Origin of the sequence: Amycolatopsis sp. QT-25 (genome assembly GCF_029369745.1) — a bacterium.
Taxonomy (GTDB): Bacteria; Actinomycetota; Actinomycetes; order Mycobacteriales; family Pseudonocardiaceae; genus Amycolatopsis.
Window position 1 is genome coordinate 2842577 of sequence record NZ_CP120210.1, and the last position, 15843, is coordinate 2858419.

Annotated in this window: 20 protein-coding genes and 1 pseudogene; 16 read left to right on the plus strand and 5 right to left on the minus strand. The window is 69.9% G+C overall.

Annotation, left to right across the window (positions count from 1 at the left end):
* Window positions 1-11: 11 nt before the first annotated feature.
* The gene (locus tag P3102_RS13360) at window positions 12-1268 is read right to left on the minus strand and encodes a PTS transporter subunit EIIC (RefSeq protein WP_276369370.1); all 1257 of its coding nucleotides are present in this window, start codon (window positions 1266-1268) and stop codon (window positions 12-14) included.
* A complete protein-coding gene (locus tag P3102_RS13365) occupies window positions 1265-2053 on the minus strand; it encodes a GntR family transcriptional regulator (RefSeq protein WP_076163796.1) in 789 nt (262 codons plus the stop codon). The genes P3102_RS13360 and P3102_RS13365 overlap by 4 nt, the downstream gene beginning before the upstream one ends.
* Before the next feature lie 225 nt (window positions 2054-2278).
* On the opposite strand from P3102_RS13365, the pseudogene P3102_RS13370 reads away from it, so the two are divergent.
* Window positions 2279-2524 (plus strand): annotated as a pseudogene (locus P3102_RS13370) (PTS glucose/sucrose transporter subunit IIB); the annotation flags it as partial.
* Complete coding sequence (locus P3102_RS13375) at window positions 2521-2976, plus strand: PTS glucose transporter subunit IIA (RefSeq protein ID WP_276369372.1); 456 nt, start codon at window positions 2521-2523, stop codon at window positions 2974-2976. The pseudogene P3102_RS13370 and the gene P3102_RS13375, both read left to right, overlap by 4 nt.
* 63 nt (window positions 2977-3039) lie before the next feature.
* Here the strand turns inward: P3102_RS13375 and P3102_RS13380 are convergent, their stop codons facing one another.
* Window positions 3040-3480, minus strand: a complete 441-nt coding sequence (locus tag P3102_RS13380; protein ID WP_276369374.1) for a Rieske (2Fe-2S) protein — start codon at window positions 3478-3480, stop codon at window positions 3040-3042.
* A gap of 130 nt (window positions 3481-3610) precedes the next feature.
* On the opposite strand from P3102_RS13380, the gene P3102_RS13385 reads away from it, so the two are divergent.
* The 11 genes from P3102_RS13385 to P3102_RS13435 all read left to right on the plus strand — a co-directional run bounded on the left by P3102_RS13385 (window position 3611) and on the right by P3102_RS13435 (window position 12192).
* Window positions 3611-3979, plus strand: a complete 369-nt coding sequence (locus tag P3102_RS13385; protein ID WP_276369375.1) for a hypothetical protein — start codon at window positions 3611-3613, stop codon at window positions 3977-3979.
* Window positions 3976-4488 carry a sigma-70 family RNA polymerase sigma factor gene (locus tag P3102_RS13390; protein ID WP_276369377.1) on the plus strand — a complete coding sequence of 171 codons (513 nt, stop codon included), beginning with the start codon at window positions 3976-3978 and terminating at the stop codon, window positions 4486-4488. The genes P3102_RS13385 and P3102_RS13390 overlap by 4 nt, the downstream gene beginning before the upstream one ends.
* Window positions 4485-5114: a zf-HC2 domain-containing protein gene (locus P3102_RS13395; protein ID WP_276369378.1), complete on the plus strand. Its 630-nt coding sequence runs from the start codon at window positions 4485-4487 to the stop codon at window positions 5112-5114. Before P3102_RS13390 ends, P3102_RS13395 begins: the two co-directional genes overlap by 4 nt.
* 295 nt (window positions 5115-5409) lie before the next feature.
* Window positions 5410-6021, plus strand: coding sequence for an A24 family peptidase (locus P3102_RS13400; RefSeq protein WP_276369380.1), 612 nt, complete (start codon window positions 5410-5412; stop codon window positions 6019-6021).
* 47 nt (window positions 6022-6068) lie between these two features.
* On the plus strand, window positions 6069-7256 hold the full coding sequence (gene aroC / locus P3102_RS13405; RefSeq protein WP_276369382.1) for a chorismate synthase: 1188 nt from the start codon (window positions 6069-6071) through the stop codon (window positions 7254-7256).
* Entirely contained in the window at window positions 7253-7777 is a 525-nt protein-coding gene (locus P3102_RS13410; protein ID WP_276369383.1) for a shikimate kinase, read from the plus strand. Before aroC ends, P3102_RS13410 begins: the two co-directional genes overlap by 4 nt.
* Complete coding sequence (locus tag P3102_RS13415) at window positions 7774-8181, plus strand: hypothetical protein (RefSeq protein WP_276369385.1); 408 nt, start codon at window positions 7774-7776, stop codon at window positions 8179-8181. The genes P3102_RS13410 and P3102_RS13415 overlap by 4 nt, the downstream gene beginning before the upstream one ends.
* Before the next feature lie 8 nt (window positions 8182-8189).
* Window positions 8190-9299, plus strand: a complete 1110-nt coding sequence (aroB, locus tag P3102_RS13420; RefSeq protein ID WP_276369387.1) for a 3-dehydroquinate synthase — start codon at window positions 8190-8192, stop codon at window positions 9297-9299.
* On the plus strand, window positions 9296-9727 hold the full coding sequence (gene aroQ / locus P3102_RS13425) for a type II 3-dehydroquinate dehydratase (protein ID WP_276369388.1): 432 nt from the start codon (window positions 9296-9298) through the stop codon (window positions 9725-9727). The genes aroB and aroQ overlap by 4 nt, the downstream gene beginning before the upstream one ends.
* Window positions 9724-10641, plus strand: a complete 918-nt coding sequence (locus tag P3102_RS13430; RefSeq protein WP_276369390.1) for a GNAT family N-acetyltransferase — start codon at window positions 9724-9726, stop codon at window positions 10639-10641. Before aroQ ends, P3102_RS13430 begins: the two co-directional genes overlap by 4 nt.
* Before the next feature lie 69 nt (window positions 10642-10710).
* Complete coding sequence (locus P3102_RS13435) at window positions 10711-12192, plus strand: beta-xylosidase (protein ID WP_276371143.1); 1482 nt, start codon at window positions 10711-10713, stop codon at window positions 12190-12192.
* Here the strand turns inward: P3102_RS13435 and P3102_RS13440 are convergent.
* Window positions 12147-12578, minus strand: coding sequence for a hypothetical protein (locus tag P3102_RS13440; protein WP_346660191.1), 432 nt, complete (start codon window positions 12576-12578; stop codon window positions 12147-12149). The two genes, P3102_RS13435 and P3102_RS13440, sit on opposite strands and share 46 nt — an antisense overlap.
* A gap of 226 nt (window positions 12579-12804) precedes the next feature.
* Here P3102_RS13440 and P3102_RS13445 point away from each other — a divergent pair, with 226 nt between their 5' ends.
* Genes P3102_RS13445 through nusB form a run of 3 tightly spaced genes read left to right on the plus strand, consistent with a single transcriptional unit; the run spans window position 12805 to window position 14962 of the window.
* Window positions 12805-13896 carry a Xaa-Pro peptidase family protein gene (locus P3102_RS13445; RefSeq protein ID WP_276369393.1) on the plus strand — a complete coding sequence of 364 codons (1092 nt, stop codon included), beginning with the start codon at window positions 12805-12807 and terminating at the stop codon, window positions 13894-13896.
* 38 nt (window positions 13897-13934) lie between these two features.
* Window positions 13935-14498 (plus strand): elongation factor P, encoded by a 564-nt coding sequence (gene efp / locus P3102_RS13450; protein ID WP_005152384.1) that lies wholly within the window; start codon window positions 13935-13937, stop codon window positions 14496-14498.
* Complete coding sequence (gene nusB / locus P3102_RS13455) at window positions 14498-14962, plus strand: transcription antitermination factor NusB (RefSeq protein ID WP_276369394.1); 465 nt, start codon at window positions 14498-14500, stop codon at window positions 14960-14962. The genes efp and nusB overlap by 1 nt, the downstream gene beginning before the upstream one ends.
* Before the next feature lie 203 nt (window positions 14963-15165).
* Here nusB and P3102_RS13460 read toward each other — a convergent pair whose 3' ends face one another.
* Entirely contained in the window at window positions 15166-15654 is a 489-nt protein-coding gene (locus P3102_RS13460) for a helix-turn-helix domain-containing protein (protein WP_003096372.1), read from the minus strand.
* Window positions 15655-15843 lie beyond the last annotated feature (189 nt).

The following is a 15843-nucleotide window of genomic DNA, read 5'->3' on the forward strand; positions in this document are numbered from 1 at the left end:
CTGAGCTGAAACTACTTCGCGGGCTTCGCCGCGGTGGCCTCGAGGTCGGTCTCGATCGAGTCGTCCTCACGGCCCGGGGTGCGCAGGTTCCACTTCTTGATCACGAACCGGAAGATCACGTAGTAGAGGACCGCGTAAGCGAGGCCGATCGGGATGAGCAGCCAGACGTTGCCGCTCGCCGCCGGGAGACCGCTGTTGAGCGCGAAGTCGATCGCCCCGGCGGAGAAGCCGAAGCCGAGGTGGATGTCGAGCGCGTTCACCAGTGCCATCGACGTGCCGGTCAGGACCGCGTGGATCAGGTACAGCGGCCACGCGACGAACATGAACGAGAATTCGATCGGCTCGGTGATACCCGTCAGGAACGAGGTCAGCGCGCCGGCGATCATCACGCCGCCGACGATCTTCTTCTGGCTGGGCTTCGCGCTCTGCCAGATCGCCAGCGCGGCGGCGGGGATGGCGAACATGAAGATCGGGAAGAACCCGGTCATGAAGGTGCCGCGGGTGGGGTCGCCCTCGAAGAACTGGGTGAGGTCACCACCGTCGAAGATGAACCACACCGGCACGTTCAGCAGCTGGTGCAGACCGACCGGGATCAGCAACCGGTTCAGCACACCGTAGATGCCGCCACCGACGACCGGGGCGCCGGTGACCGCCTCTCCCGCGGCCTGGATGCCTTCGTTGACCCAGTGGAAGACCAGGCCGAAGGGCACCGCGAGGACCATCAGCACCAGGGCGGTGATGATCGGCACGAACCGGCGGCCGCCGAAGAAGGCCAGGTACGGCGGCAGCTTGACCCGGTAGAACTTCTGCCACAGCAACGCGGTGACCAGGCCGACGATCACCCCGGCCAGCACACTGTAGGACCACTTCATCGGGTTGAGCATCAAGCCCGCGGGCTTCTCGGGGTTCCAGCCCGGCAGCTCGGAGAACGGCGTGAAGACCTGGAGGACGCTGGTGAACACGAAGAAGCCGACCACGGCGGCCAGCCCGGTCGCGCCGTCGCTCTTCCGGGCGAAGCCGACGGCGATACCCACCGCGAACAGGAGCGGCAGCCAACTGAACAGCGAGTTGCCTGCCGCACCGAGAACCTCGGCTACTTTGTTCCAGCCGAGCCCGTCCTCGCCGAGCAGGTCGGGCTGACCGAACCTGTTGAGAAGCGCGGCGGCGGGCAGGGCGGCGATGGGGAGCATGAGGCTGCGGCCGAAGCGCTGAAGGCCGGCAAGTCCCTTGCCTTTGCTCTTCGCCCCCTCGGCGGTGGTGGAGCTCATCGGGTACCTCCGTAGTGAGGATGGTGACCGGAATCCGGGGTGTTCCGGTCCAGCTGCATGGTGACCTGGTAGTGATCGCCCCGGTACCAGGAAGTCATGTCTTCGATCGGTTCCCCGTTGACGCTGGAGACCCGGCGGAAGACAAGAAGCGGGCTGCCGGCGCGCATGCCGAGCAGCCGTGCCGTTTCGCGGTCCGCGGATTCGGCCCAGACCGTCTGCCACGCGTGGTCCGGGCGCAGGTCGTACGACTGGGCGAGTTGGACGTACAACGATCGGGTGAGATCGAGGTCGAGCAAACCGGGCATCCGGCCCGCGTGATACCAGCCGCGTTCGACCGCCAGCGGTACCCCGTCGGCACGACGGAGCCGCACCAGCCGATGCGCCGGCGTCCCGGCGGTCAGGCCGAGGGCGTGCGCCGAGGGGGCGGGCGGGACCTCGGTGGCCGTCTTGACGACCTCCGTGGTCGGCGTCATCCCGCGACGGCGCATGTCCTCGGTGAAGGACATCAGATAAAGCTGCAATTCCATCCGCCTCGCGGCGGTGAACGTCCCCTTGCCGCGCACGCGCGACAAGAGCCCTTCCTCGACCAGCTTGCCGATCGCCGAGCGAACGGTGAGCCGCGACACCTGATAGGTCTCGGCGAGGTCACGTTCCGAGGGGATGGGGGAGCCAGGGGGTAGCTCACGCTCCACTGTGCGGCGCAGAATCTCCCGCAACTGGGCGTGCTTGGGCGTCGGTCCGTTGATCACACGGTCGGACGGCGGCAGTTGCGCCGAAGCGCTCATGACGGTCACCGTCCTTTCGGGCCGGTCGGCTGGGGGAACCCGTACTCGCATCTGGTCCGGAAGATTGGTACGTTCCGGTCTAGACCAATGATCCGATGGGGCAGGATGCTCCGTCGCACGAGCGGGTGTCAACCACCGTTACGCGTTCGTGGCCAGGGATCACGTGCGAGTCGGCGAACGGCGTAGTACAGCTGGTTCGCATGTGGGAAACCGACAGGGAACAGGGAGACCGCGATGGCGGATGACAGGGCGGAAAAGATTCTCGCGGGACTCGGCGGTGCCGAGAACGTCATCGAGGTGGAAGGGTGCATCACCCGGCTGCGGTGTGAGCTCGAAGACATGAGCCTGCTCGACGAGGCGGCGCTGAAGGCCGCCGGCGCGATGGGCGTCGTCCGCATGGGCGCGGGCGTCCAGGTGATCGTGGGGCCGGAGGCCGACACGATCGCCAGCGACATCGAGGACCTGATGTGAGTCTCGAAATCCTGAGCCCCGTGAGCGGTAGGACGACCGCTATGACCGAAGTACCCGATCCGGTCTTCGCGCAGGCGATGGTCGGCCCCGGGCTCGCGGTCATTCCTTCGGGTGGTCGGCAGGACGCGGTCGCTCCGGTGGACGGGACGGTCGTGACGCTGCACCCGCACGCTTTCGTGGTGGCCACCGAAGACGGCCGCGGGGTGCTGGTCCACCTCGGGATCGACACGGTGAAGCAGAAGGGCGAGGGGTTCGCTCTGCACGTCGTCAAGGGCGAAACCGTCCGCGCCGGGCAGCCGGTCGTGGAGTGGGACCCCGAGGCGGTCGAGGCGGCAGGCTACTCGCCGATCGTGCCGGTGGTGGCGCTGGACGCGAAGGCCGAAGTCCTTTCCGGACTGCTCACCGGCGGCGACGTCGAAGCGGGCGACGCGATCTTCACCTGGGACAGCTGAAGCACGGGACAACGGGTCCCTTTAGGACGGATTCTCTGTCCTAAAGGGACCCGTTCGTGTTCGTCAGGCCGTGACGACCTGGCCGTTCCTGACCTTGACCGCGATCGAGGGCAGCGGCTGGTCCGCCGGTCCCTTTTTGACCGCACCGGTCACGGCGTCGAAGATCGAGTTGTGGCAAGGACATTTGAGCTCGGCCCCCTCGGGGACGACCGCGCAGCCCTGATGCGTGCAGATCGCGCTGAACGCGGCCGCCGTGCCTTCGGCGGTCCTGGTGACGATGACGTCCTTGCCGTCGGCGGTCTTGGCGGCTTTGGCCTTGCCGACCTCGAGGTCGGAGAGCGCGGTCAGGGTCTCACCCGGCGCCGCGGCGGGCGGTGTGGTGGCCGAGCCGGACGGCGAGGTTTCGCTTCCGCAGGCCGTGAGGGCCACGGCACCGACGGCCGCGCCGGCGACGGCGGCCCCGGTGGTCAGGACGGTGCGGCGGGAGTGGAGTTCGGCAGTCATGCCCCTACACACGGTCCAGGCGGCCATCCGGTTCAATCTCGGCGTCAGCCGGGGACCGAAGTGAACCGAAAGACCCGATTTTCCGTGTAAAGGCATAGGGGAACCGAACACGCGGAAAAGGGATACGGACATGATCCGGTGGTTGTCGCGGGCGGTCGTGGCGGCGGGCCTGCTCGGCTCCGCATGGGTGCACTACGTCGTCTGGCAGGACTGGGCGTCGGAAACGGCCGTGGTCGGCCCGCTCTTCCTGGTGAACGTCGTGGCGGGCGTGGTCATCGCGGTCGCCGTCCTGGTCTGGCACCACCGGCTGCCCGCGCTCGCGGCGATCGGTTTCGGCCTGGCCACGCTGGGCGCGTACGTGCTCTCGCTGACCACGGGGTTCTTCGGCGTCTCGGAACGCTTCACCACCCAGGCCGAGCTCTGGGGCTTGATCACCGAAGTGGTGTGCGTGGTCTTCGCCCTCCCGTTGCTCTTCGACCGCGAAAGCACGGATCGGTGAAGGAATTCGCGGAGGACCGGCTCATGCGGACTCTGCACGACGAGCACGCGGCGGCGCTCTGGTCCTACGCGCTGCACCTCACCGGCGGAGACCGCGTCCGCGCGGAGGACGTCGTCCAGGAGACGTTGCTGCGGGCCTGGCGCAACGCCAAGGTGCTCGACCAGTCGGAGGGATCGGCGCGCGGCTGGCTGTTCACCGTCGCGCGGCGGATCGCCATCGACGACTGGCGCGCTGCCGAGGCGCATCCGGAGGTGATGACCGGTCGACCACCCGAAACGGTGGTCACGGACGGCACCGAACGGGCCGTTCAGGGCTGGCTGGTCGCCGAAGCCCTCGGCGAGCTCTCGCCGAGACACCGGGACGTCCTCGTCCTGTGTTATTTCCAGGGGTATTCCGTCGCCGACGCGGCGAAGCGGCTGGGTGTGGCCGAAGGGACCATCAAGTCGCGGACGCATTACGCGTTGCGGGCGTTGCGGCTGATCTTGGAGGAAAGAGGGGTGACTCGATGACCGACCCCTTCGCCACCTACGACGCGGCCTACGTGCTCGGAGCGTTGTCCCCGGAAGACCGGTTCGCCTACGAGAAGCACCTTCGCGTCTGCGGCCGGTGCGCCGCGTCCGTGCGCGAGCTGGCCGGAATCCCCGGCCTGCTCGCCCAGGCGGGCGCCCCCGCGCTGCTGGAAGACGAACCGGCGCCCTCGCCGGACCTGCTGCCGACCGTGCTCGAACGGGTCCACCGGGGAAGGCGAATCCAACGGGCCGTCACCACCACCGCGGCCGGGCTGGCGCTCGCCGCCGGTGTCGCGCTCGTGGTCGTCCTGACCGGGCCGGTCGCGACGGCGGGCGACCCGATGACCCCGCTCGGCGACCACCCGGTGACCGCCGAGGTCGCCATGTCCGCCACCGACACCGGCACGAAGGTCGACATGACGTGCAGCTACGGCGGCAATCGCACCGGTGACTACGTCCTGGTCGCCGTCGGTGCCGACGGCGGCACCAGCGAGCTGGCGTCCTGGCGCGCGATGCCGAAGGACACCGCGCACATCGTGGTCGGCACCGCGCTGCGCACCGGCGACATCAAGGCGCTGGAGATCCGCACGCCCTCGGGTCTCCCGCTGCTGCGGATGACCCCCTGATCCCGGTGTCCTGCCAGGCCTTCGGCGCCGGAGACGATGCGGATGGGGGGCTCGCTCCGAAGCTCTCACGCGCTGCCGCTCCGGTCGCCGATCGCGGTACCCGGTAGCGCGCTTCCCTCCCGGCAGCCCAAGTACAGGAAGGCCCCCTTCCTTGCGCCTGGGTACAGGAAGAGGGCCTTCACGTACTTGGGCGAACGGCCGCAGCCCACCCCCTGCCTGCCGAAAGTGCGTGAAAGTTCCTGTCACGAAAAGAAATCCTTGCCTCACCGAGCGCCACCGGCGCACTCTTGATCTTGTGTTCACGTCGATCGCTTTCGCCGTGGCGGGCGCCGGGTCGGCGCTCGCCACTCGCTCCTGCCTGCGCCGGGCCGGAGCACCGGTGACGGCTTGGGCGGCCGTCATCGCGGCGGTGGCGCTCGTCGCGATCTGGCTGCGGCACCAAGCGGGAGCCTGGCCGGCGTGGTGGCTGGCGGTGCCGGCCGTGCTGACCGTCTTCGCGGTTCCGCTGGCGCTCGCCGACCTGAGGTACCGTCGTCTGCCCGACATCCTGACCCTGCCCGCGTACCCGGCGCTGGCCGCCGCGCTGGCGGTCGCCGCGCACGGGGGAGGGGCGGCCATCGCGTGGCGGGCCGCGCTGGGCGCGCTGGTCTTCGGTGGGGCGCACGCCCTCGTCCACGCCCTGTCTCCGCGTTCGCTCGGCGCCGGGGACGTGAAGCTCGCCGGGAGTCTCGGCGCGGTCCTCGCCGCGACGGGGTGGCCGTCGGTCGTGCTCGGCGCCGTTGCCGCGGCGCTCCTGAGCGTGGCGCTCGCGGTGGGCGGCCCCCGGCATCCCACGGTGCCGCACGGGCCCGGCCTCCTGGTCGCGGCGTGGGCGCTCGCCGTCTTCGCCGGACCCGGTCCGGGATAGCCCGGCCTGTACCCGGACAGAGAGGAGGTTGTGACAGGATCTGTCAGGTGTTGCGCTGGATAACCGCAGGGGAATCGCACGGACCCGCCCTCGCCGCCATCCTGGAAGGGATGCCCGCCGGGGTCGAGGTCACCACCGCCGAAGTGGGCGAGCAGCTCGCGCGCCGGAGGCTCGGCTTCGGCCGCAGCCCCCGGATGGGCTTCGAGACCGATCACATCGAGTTCACCGGCGGCGTCCGGCACGGGCTCACCCAGGGCGGCCCCGTCGCGGTCCAGATCGAGAACGCCGAGTGGCCCAAGTGGGAGAAGGTCATGTCGGCCGACCCCGTGCCCGCCGAGGAGCTGGAGGGTCTGGCGCGCAACGAGCCGCTGACGCGTCCCCGGCCCGGCCACGCGGACCTGCCGGGGATGCAGAAGTACGGCTTCCCCGAGGCCCGTCCGGTGCTGGAGCGCGCGAGTGCCCGCGAGACGGCGTCCCGCACGGCGCTCGGCACGGTGGCCCGCGCGTACCTCAAGCAGCTGCTCGGGGTCGAGATCCTCAGCCACGTCGTGTCCATCGGTGGGGCCTCGGCGCCCGAAGGCCCGCTGCCGGTGCCGTCGGACCTGCCCGCCATCGACGAGAGCCCGGTCCGCGCCTTCGGCCAGGAGGGGACCGACGCGATGGTTTCCGAGGTCGACGCCGTGAGGAAGGCGGGTGACACCGTCGGCGGCGTGATCGAGGTGATCGCCTACGGCCTGCCGCCGGGCCTCGGCTCGCACGTGCACTGGGACCGCAGGCTCGACGCCCGGCTCGCCGGCGCGCTCATGGGCGTCCAGGCGATGAAGGGCGTGGAGGTCGGCGACGGCTTCACCACGGCCCGGCGCTGGGGCAGCCAGGCCCACGACGAGATCGACCGCGGCACCGGTCCGGTCGGGGTGACCCGCCGGTCCAACCGCGCGGGCGGACTCGAGGGTGGCATCACCAATGGCGAGCCGCTGCGCGTGCGGGTCGCCATGAAGCCGATTTCGACCGTTCCCAAAGCACTGTCCACCGTGGATGTCACCACCGGCGAACCCGCGGTGGCCATCCACCAGCGTTCCGACGTCTGCGCGGTACCCCGGGCGGGGGTCGTGCTGGAGTCGGTGGTCGCGCTGGTGCTCGCGGACGCCGCGCTGGAGAAGTTCGGCGGCGACTCGCTGGCCGAGGGCAAGCGCAACGCCGAGGCCTACCTGAAGGCGCTCGAGGAGCGCTGGTGACTCCTCGCGCGGTGATCATCGGACCGCCGGGCTCGGGCAAGAGCACGGTCGGCCCGGCGCTCGCCGCCCGGCTCGGCCTGGCCTTCCGCGACACCGACGACGACATCGTCGCGAGCGCGGGCAAGCCCATCACCGACATCTTCGCCGAGGAGGGCGAGCCCGCCTTCCGCGTGCTGGAGGAAGAGATGGTCGCGCAGGCGCTGGCCGAACACGACGGCGTCCTCTCCCTGGGCGGGGGAGCGCCGATCACCCCGGGTACGCGTGAGCGGCTGGCGGGGCACACCGTGGTCTTCCTCAACGTCGGGATGGCCGCGGGCGTCCAGCGCGCCGGGCTCTCGACCGCGCGTCCGCTGCTGGCGGGGGTGAACCCCCGTGCCACGTACAAGACGCTCCTCGACGCACGCCTGCCGGTGTACCGCGAAGTCGCCACGATCGAGATCGACACCGACCGGCTGACCGCCGACGAGGTCGTCGAGGCCGCCGTCATCGGGTTGACCGAGATCAGCAAGGACCGGGCATGAAACGCACGACCGCAGGCGCCCTGCTCGCCGTCGTGGCCCTGACCCTGACCGCGTGTGGTGAGGAAAGGCAACCCGCGGGCGCCGACGTCGTGCAGACGAGTGCGGCCACCAGCGCCGCGCCGGAGGCGGATGTCGCGGCCGACGTCAAGGTCACCGAATGCGACAGCGGCAGCCACACCCCGAAGATCACCATCGAGGTCACCAACAGCACGGATGAGGACGCGCGCTACGCCGTCACCATCGCGATCAAGGACGCCGACGGCAAGGCCTCCGGTGAGGCGTTGTTCGCGAAGAACCGGATGACGCCCGGCCAGAAGGTGACCGAAGAGATCCCGGGGGACACCCCGGTCAAGGGCAAGATCACCTGCGAGGTCGCGAGGGCGAAGCGGCTTCCGCCGAAGTGAGGGGAACGATGACCGAGCCGGTCCGCATCACCGTCAACACCGCCAAGCCGTACGACGTCGTCATCGGTCGTGGCCTGCTCGGCGAGCTCACGGAGCAGCTCGCCGACGCCTCCAAGGTCGCGCTGATCCACCCGCCGACGCTGACGACCACCGCGGAGGCGATCCGCGGCGAACTGGCCGAGGCCGGGATCGACGCGCACCGGGTCGAGATCCCCGACGCGGAGGACGGCAAGGCGCTCAGCGTCGCCGGCTTCTGCTGGGAGGTGCTCGGCCGGATGGGCCTCGACCGCCAGGGCGTGGTCGTCGGGCTCGGCGGCGGCGCCGTGACCGATCTGGCCGGGTTCGTCGCCGCGACCTGGATGCGCGGCGTCCGCTTGGTCAACGTGCCCACCACGCTGCTGGGCATGGTCGACGCCTCCCTCGGCGGCAAGACCGGCATCAACACCGAGGCGGGCAAGAACCTGGTCGGCGTCTTCCACGAGCCGAGCGCGGTCCTCGTCGACCTCGCGACGCTGGAAACGTTGCCGCCCAACGAACTCGTCGCCGGCATGGCCGAGGTGGTCAAGGCGGGGTTCATCGCCGACCCGCGCATCCTCGAACTCGTCGAGCAGGATCCCGCCGCGGCGCTGGACACCACCGGCGAGGTTCTCGGCGAACTGGTCCGCCGCTCGATCCAGGTCAAGGCCGACGTCGTCGCCGCGGATCTGCGCGAGTCGGATCTGCGCGAGATCCTCAACTACGGCCACACACTCGCCCACGCCATCGAACGCCGCGAGCGGTACCGGTGGCGCCACGGTGCGGCGGTCAGCGTCGGCCTGGTGTTCGCCGCCGAACTCGCGCGCCTCGCGGGCCGTCTCGACGACGCCACCGCGGAGCGGCACTCGTCGGTGCTCAAGATGCTGGGCCTGCCGACCACGTACGACTCGGACGCGCTCCCGCAGTTGCTGGAGACGATGAAGGGCGACAAGAAGACCCGCTCGGGTGTGCTGCGCTTCGTCGTCCTCGACGGGCTCGCCAAGCCCGGCAGGCTGGAAGGCCCGGACCCGTCGCTGCTCGCGGCCGCGTACTCGGTGGTGGCGGGCGACGCCCCCCAGGCGGGCGGGAGCGTGCTGCTGTGAAGGTGCTCGTCCTCAACGGCCCCAACCTCGGCAGGCTCGGCCTGCGCGAACCCGGAGTCTACGGTTCGGCCACGCACGCGGATCTGGTGTCCACCTGCGTCGAGACCGGCAAGGAACTGGGGATCGACGTCGAGGTCCGGCAGACCGACCACGAGGGCGAGATGGTCGGCTGGCTGCACGAGGCCGCCGACTCGGGGTGGCCGGTGGTGCTCAACGCGGCCGCGTGGACGCACTACTCGATCGCGGTCCGCGACGCCGCCGTCCAGCTCAAGGCGCCGCTGATCGAGCTGCACATCTCCAACGTGCACGAACGCGAGCAGTTCCGGCACCACAGCGTGCTGTCGGACATCGCCACCGCGGTCATCGCCGGGCTCGGGGTCGACGGGTATCCGCTGGCCCTGCGCTGGATGGCCGCGAACGCGGCGTGAACAACCCACCCGAAATCAAGACCGCGCGGCTGCGGCTGCGCGCGCTGGCCGGTTCCGACACCGAGGCGATCGTCGACCTCTTCGCCGACCCGGCGTTGAGCGCGCATTTCGCGGTGCCTCTCACCGACCCGGACCGGGCCCGCGAGATGGTCGGACGGCGGCTGGCGTACCGCGGCCCGGCGGGGATGGGGCACTGGGCGATCGAACGCGACGGCCAGGTGATCGGCCTCGCCCATCTGCGGCCGTCGCAGGAGCTGCCCGGTGACGTACCCGAGATCGGCTACTACCTCGCGCGGGAGCACGGCGGACAGGGGCTGGCGACCGAGGCCGCCGCCGCGCTGCTGGAGCACGGCCTCGTCGGGCTCGGTCTTTCGTCGGTGTGGGCGCTGGTCGGCGAGTCCAATCTGGCCAGTCGGAAGCTGGTGCGGCGCTTGGGTTTCCTCGACGTCGGTGGCGGCGATCACTACGGCAGCGGACCACATCGCGTCTTCGTCGCGCTGCCCTCGGACCACGGCCGCGCGCACCATATCGAACTGTGGGTCCCCGATCTCGCCAGCGCCGAGGAGAGCTGGGGCTGGCTGCTCGGCGCACTCGGCTGGCGGGAATTCCAGCGCTGGCCCGCCGGGATCAGCTGGAAACACGGCGCGACCTATCTCGTCGTCGAACGTTCTCCCGCGCTCAGCGGCGAAAAGCACGAGCGCACCGCGCCGGGCCTGAACCATCTCGCCCTGCACGTGGAGTCGCGTGAACGGGTGGACGCCTTGGCTGCCAAGGCACTCGAACACGGCTGGACGCCGATGTTCGCGGACAAGTACCCGTATGCGGGCGGTGAGCACCACTACGCCGCCTACCTCGAAAACGCCGATGGCTTCGAAGTGGAATTGGTCGCCCTACCGGGTACTGACGTCACCTGACCGGGTTAAGCCTCGCTACACTCGGCCATCATGCGCCTTTTTCGTGGGGGTCGGCGACCCGCCCGTGCCGTGGTGGCCGTCCTCGCGGCGGGCGCGGTCCTCGTGGCGTGCAGTGACGGCAAGGTCCAGTCACAGGCCGACGGCAAGGGCGGCGGGATCGGCGGAGCCCAGCAGGCCGAGGAAAAGCCGCGGCCGATGGACGTCGAACTCGCGACGACCGATCCGCGGGCCGGCGGCGGAGTGGTGGCCGCGGGCGCTCAAGACGCGGTCTACAACTACGGCCCGACGGTGATGCGCGACGGCGGCAAGCTCCGGATGTGGTGGTGCAGCCAGTACGGCAGCGCGCAGCCTCCCGGCGACGACGTCCTCTACGCGCAGTCGCCCTCGCTCGACGGTCCGTTCACCGGCCCGGGCGGTGATGGCCCGGCGGCGGTGTTCTCGGGCGCGCCCGGCGGTTTCGACGGCATGCACACCTGCGATCCGTCGGTGATCAAGGTCGGCTCGACCTACTACCTGTACTACACCGGCGCGGCGGGCGATCACGCGCTCGGCAACTCGATCGGCCTCGCGACCAGCCCCGACGGGCTCACCTGGACGCGCGCGGCCGGCGGGAAGCCGATCATCGGGCCGTCGCACGACGTGCATCGCGCAAACGTCTACGGCGCGGGCCAGCCCTCGGCGGTGTACCTCGACGGCTGGTTCTACGTGCTGTTCACCGACACCACGGCGAAGGGCGCCGGATGGAACGGCGCCGGGCAGTTCCTGCTCCGCGCCAAGGACGCGGCGTTCACGCGAGGCGTGGAGACGCTGGGGGAGCAGGGCTTCGTGCCCAAGCCCAGCACGATCTCGCCGCGCACCCGCTCACTGGTCGACGGGTTCAGCACGGATCTGATGTGGGTCGGCGCGCTCGACGCCTTCGTGATCGCGCACGAGACCGACACCGGCACCACGCTCACCTTCTGGACCAGGGACTTCACCGCGCAGCCATATCGGCCGGCGGTCATCCCCGGCGCGTGGAAGGAAGGCCCCGGCCTGATCCGGCGGCCTGACGGGCACGCGCCGCTCTCCTCGGGTGACGTCTGCGACCGGGTCCCGTTCGACGTCGTCCGGGCCACGATCGTCGGCGGCGCGGGGGCGCCGACCGACCTCAGACATTTCGGCCTGGACGTCCGCGGCTCGCGCGCCTGCGACGGCGACGCCCGCGTCCGGACCTCGTTCGAAGGTGTCGCGATGCCGTCACCACAGCGGACCATCGACCTGGTGGCCGACGGCACCCTGGTGCGGGTCGACCGGCGTTCGGTGGCGGCGACCCTCGCGAGCGAGATCCTGGACCAGCGGCTGAAGGTCGTCGACAGGTTCCCGCAGGCCGCGCGGCTGAGCGCCGGGGCGAGGATGGTGCGCGCCCCCGGTCGCGGATTCGGCGTGGTGCTCGACGGCAAACTGTTCCCGGTGCCGGACGCGGGCACGGCGGTGCTGAACGACTCGGCCGTCGAGCAGATCAGCGATCAGGCCTGGGACGGTTTCCCGGCCGGTTTCCCGCTCGCGGGCTGATCTTCGCCGTCTCCGGTCCTGGCGACGGTCCTGGTGACACGGCCCCCGACGAACAGGCCGAGCCCGGCCGGGATGAGCACCAGGAGGGCCGAGAAGGCGGCGCCGCCGGTGAGTGCGCCACCGAGCTCCGACACGCCGGTCTGATCGACGAACACGGCGCGGCCCAGCACGTACAGCACCCCCGAGACCGGTCCGGCGATCAGCGCCGCGATGAACCAGTTCCTGCCGCGCTCGGGTGCGCCTCGCCAGGCGTCCACCGCGCTCCAGCCCGCCGCCGCGCCGACCAGGACGGCCAAAGCGAGGGAAGTGGCGAGGGTCTTGTCGGTGGGGTTGAAGACCTCGTACTTGGCCAGCACGGTGACGGCCGTGCCGTGCAGCAGCGCCATCACGAGTCCACGAGTCAGCCACGGTGCCATGCGGTGAGTTTAACTCGCCAGTAGCGATGGGCACGCCCGCGCGGCCCGACAGCCGGTGCCAAGGTCCGTGAAGGCCTCCTTGAGGGACCCAGGGTCCCTCAAGGAGGCCTTCACGGACCACCGAGAGCCACAAGGCGGCGCAACGGGGGCGGCGCATGGGGGCGAAGTGAGCGGTCGGCCCCCTAAACTCCCAGACGTGCGTGAATACTTCTCTCGCCGCCGCGCGGCGCTGCGTTCCCTGCTGGCCGACTCCGGGGTGGACGCGCTGCTGGTCACGGACCTGCTCAACATCAGGTACCTGACCGGCTTCACCGGGTCCAACGCCGCTCTCCTCGTCCACGGGAGCGGTGACGACAAGACGATCTTCTGCACCGACGGCCGCTACACGGTCCAGTCGGCGACGGAGGTGCCCGACCTCGAACGGGTGCTGGACCGGGCGAGTGCGGCCAAGCTCGCCGATCTGGCCGCCGAAAAGGACTTCGGCAAGACCGGGTTCGAGAGTCAGCACGTCAGCGTCGAGCAGCATGAAAGCCTCAAGGTGCGCTTCGACCGCGTCGAGCTGGTCCGGACGCCCGGGCTCGTCGAGCAGCTGCGGCTGGTCAAGGACGAGCAGGAGATCGAGGCGCTGCGCCAGGCGTGCGCCGCGGCCGACCGGGCACTGGAGGATCTGGTGTCCGCCGGCGGGCTCCGGCCGGGCCGGACCGAGCTGGACGTCGCCCGTGACCTCGAAAATCGCATGCTCGGCCACGGGTCGACCGGGCCGTCGTTCGACACGATCGTCGCGGCGGGCGTCAACTCCGCGATCCCGCACCACCGGCCCACTTCGGCCGTGCTCGCGAACGGCGACTTCGTCAAGATCGACTTCGGTGCCACGGTCGACGGTTACCACTCCGACATGACCCGCACGTTCGTCCTCGGCAAGCCGGCGGCGTGGCAGGAAGAGGTCTACGAGCTGGTCCAGCGCGCGCAGGCGGCGGGCTGCGACGCCGTCCTGCCAGGGGCCCAAGTGTCCGAAGTGGACAAAGCGGCCCGCGGGGTGATCGTCGGCGCGGGGCGCGGCGACGAGTTCGGCCACGGTCTCGGCCACGGGGTCGGCCTGCAGGTGCACGAGGCGCCCAGCCTGGCCGCCACCGGCGTCGGTACACTGTCCGCCGGTATGGCCGTCACCGTCGAACCTGGTGTGTATCTGCCCGGACGCGGAGGCGTGCGCATCGAGGACACGCTGGTCGTGCGGGAAGGTACGCCCGAACTCCTCACGCTGAGCACCAAGGAACTCGTGGTCGTCTGACGGCGGCCCGGAAGATCGACACAGGAGACTGCACACTCGTGGCCACCACCAACGACCTGAAGAACGGGCTCGTCCTCAACCTCGACGGCCAGCTCTGGACCGTCACCGCGTTCCAGCACGTCAAGCCGGGCAAGGGCGGCGCGTTCGTCCGCACGACGCTCAAGCACGTGCTGACCGGCAAGGTCGTCGACAAGACCTTCAACGCGGGGACAAAGGTCGACACGGCCACCGTCGACCGTCGCAACATGACGTACCTGTACAAGGACGGCGCGGACTTCGTGTTCATGGACGCGGAGACCTACGACCAGATCACCGTGCTGGCCGAGACCGTCGGCGACAACGCGAACTACCTGCTCGAGAACTTCGAGGTCCAGGTCGCGGTGCACGAGGGTGTCCCGCTGTACATCGAACTGCCGACCTCGGTCGAGCTGATCGTCCAGCACACCGACCCCGGCCTGCAGGGCGACCGCTCCACCGGCGGCACCAAGCCCGCCACCCTGGAGACCGGCGCCGAGATCCAGGTGCCGCTGTTCCTCACCACCGGCGAGAAGATCAAGGTCGACACCCGTGACGGCCGCTACCTGGGTCGCGTCTCCAGCTGATGGCGGGCTCAGACAAGTCCGGCAAGTCCCCGAACCGCGGCGGGCCGATCAGCCGCCGGCAGGCCCGTAAGCGTGCCGTCGAGATGATGTACGAAGCCGCCCAGCGTGGCGCCGACGCGGTGACGCTGCTGGCGGACAGGGTCGGTTCGGTCGAGGTCGATCCGATCGGGGACTACACGATCTCGCTGGTCGAGGGCGTCACCGGACGCAAGGCGCAGATCGACGAGCTGCTCTCGGAGCACGCGCAGGGCTGGACGCTGGACCGGATGCCGCCGGTGGATCTCGCGGTGCTGCGGGTCGGCGTCTACGAGCTGCTGTGGGCGACGGACGTGCCGGACCCGGTCGCCATCGACGAGGCCGTCGGGCTGGCGAAGGAGCTGTCGACCGACGACTCGCCGCGGTTCGTGAACGGTGTGCTCGGCCGCATCGGCACCATCGCCGACCGGCTGCGCGCGGTGTTGTAAATCGCGCTGCCGCGATCGTGCTGCCAGGGCGCTCTTCAGCATTGACTCTCACGTCAAGCTGGAGGGCGCCCTGTCATCACGATCGCGGGGCCTGTCGGCCAAAAGGCGCGACTCCAAAAGATCAAAAGACCTTGGTCGCCTTCGCCTCTGTCACCTTGGCAATGCAACGTTTCCGGCCCCCCGACCGAAAACGTCCTCGCCATTCAGTCCTCTTTGGACGGTCGAGCCTCTGGCGGCAGCACACCCCAGTCGATCAGCTGCTCGGTGAGCTCGCCGGGGGTCATGTCGTAGATGATCGCCAGCGAACGCAGGTCTTCGGTGCGGATGGAGAGCACCTTGCCGTTGTAGTCGCCGCGCTGGCTCTGGATGGTGGCGGCGTAGCGCGCGAGCGGCCCGACCTTCTCCGCCGGGAGCTGCTGGAGACGCTCCAGGTTGATGACGATCTTCGTGGCGGGTTCGGCACCCGACGGCACCCGGCCCTCCGGCAGCAGCTCGACCACCGGCACACCGTAGAAATCGGCCAGTTCGGCGAGCTTCTGCACGGTGACGGCGCGGTCTCCGCGCTCGTACGAACCGACGACGACGGCCTTCCAGCGGCCTCCGGACTTCTGCTCGACCCCGTGCAGGGACAGGCCCTGCTGCTGGCGGATCCCGCGGAGCTTGGCCCCGAGCGCCTTGGCGTAATCGCCCATCTGGTGGTTCTCCGTTTCCTCACCCCCCGACCGGTCGAGGGTGACCGATCCAGGGGACTCCTAGAGTCGAATACTCAGAGTAATGGTTACGCATAGTTGTCACCAGGTCAAGCGGGTGCTTTCGAGAGGCGTTCGTCACCTGGGGCGCGCCACCCGTAAGACTGAGCTCCCGCTCCTGCTAGTGTCGGT

Coding starts and splice junctions, on each gene's coding strand:
- P3102_RS13360 (WP_276369370.1), bottom strand. CDS start 1,268: ATGAGCTCCACCACCGCCGAGGGGGCGAAGAGCAAAGGCAAGGGACTT.
- P3102_RS13365 (WP_076163796.1), bottom strand. CDS start 2,053: ATGAGCGCTTCGGCGCAACTGCCGCCGTCCGACCGTGTGATCAACGGA.
- P3102_RS13380 (WP_276369374.1), bottom strand. CDS start 3,480: ATGACTGCCGAACTCCACTCCCGCCGCACCGTCCTGACCACCGGGGCC.
- P3102_RS13385 (WP_276369375.1), top strand. CDS start 3,611: ATGATCCGGTGGTTGTCGCGGGCGGTCGTGGCGGCGGGCCTGCTCGGC.
- P3102_RS13395 (WP_276369378.1), top strand. CDS start 4,485: ATGACCGACCCCTTCGCCACCTACGACGCGGCCTACGTGCTCGGAGCG.
- P3102_RS13415 (WP_276369385.1), top strand. CDS start 7,774: ATGAAACGCACGACCGCAGGCGCCCTGCTCGCCGTCGTGGCCCTGACC.
- aroB (WP_276369387.1), top strand. CDS start 8,190: ATGACCGAGCCGGTCCGCATCACCGTCAACACCGCCAAGCCGTACGAC.
- P3102_RS13440 (WP_346660191.1), bottom strand. CDS start 12,578: ATGGCGCTGCTGCACGGCACGGCCGTCACCGTGCTGGCCAAGTACGAG.
- nusB (WP_276369394.1), top strand. CDS start 14,498: ATGGCGGGCTCAGACAAGTCCGGCAAGTCCCCGAACCGCGGCGGGCCG.
- P3102_RS13460 (WP_003096372.1), bottom strand. CDS start 15,654: ATGGGCGATTACGCCAAGGCGCTCGGGGCCAAGCTCCGCGGGATCCGC.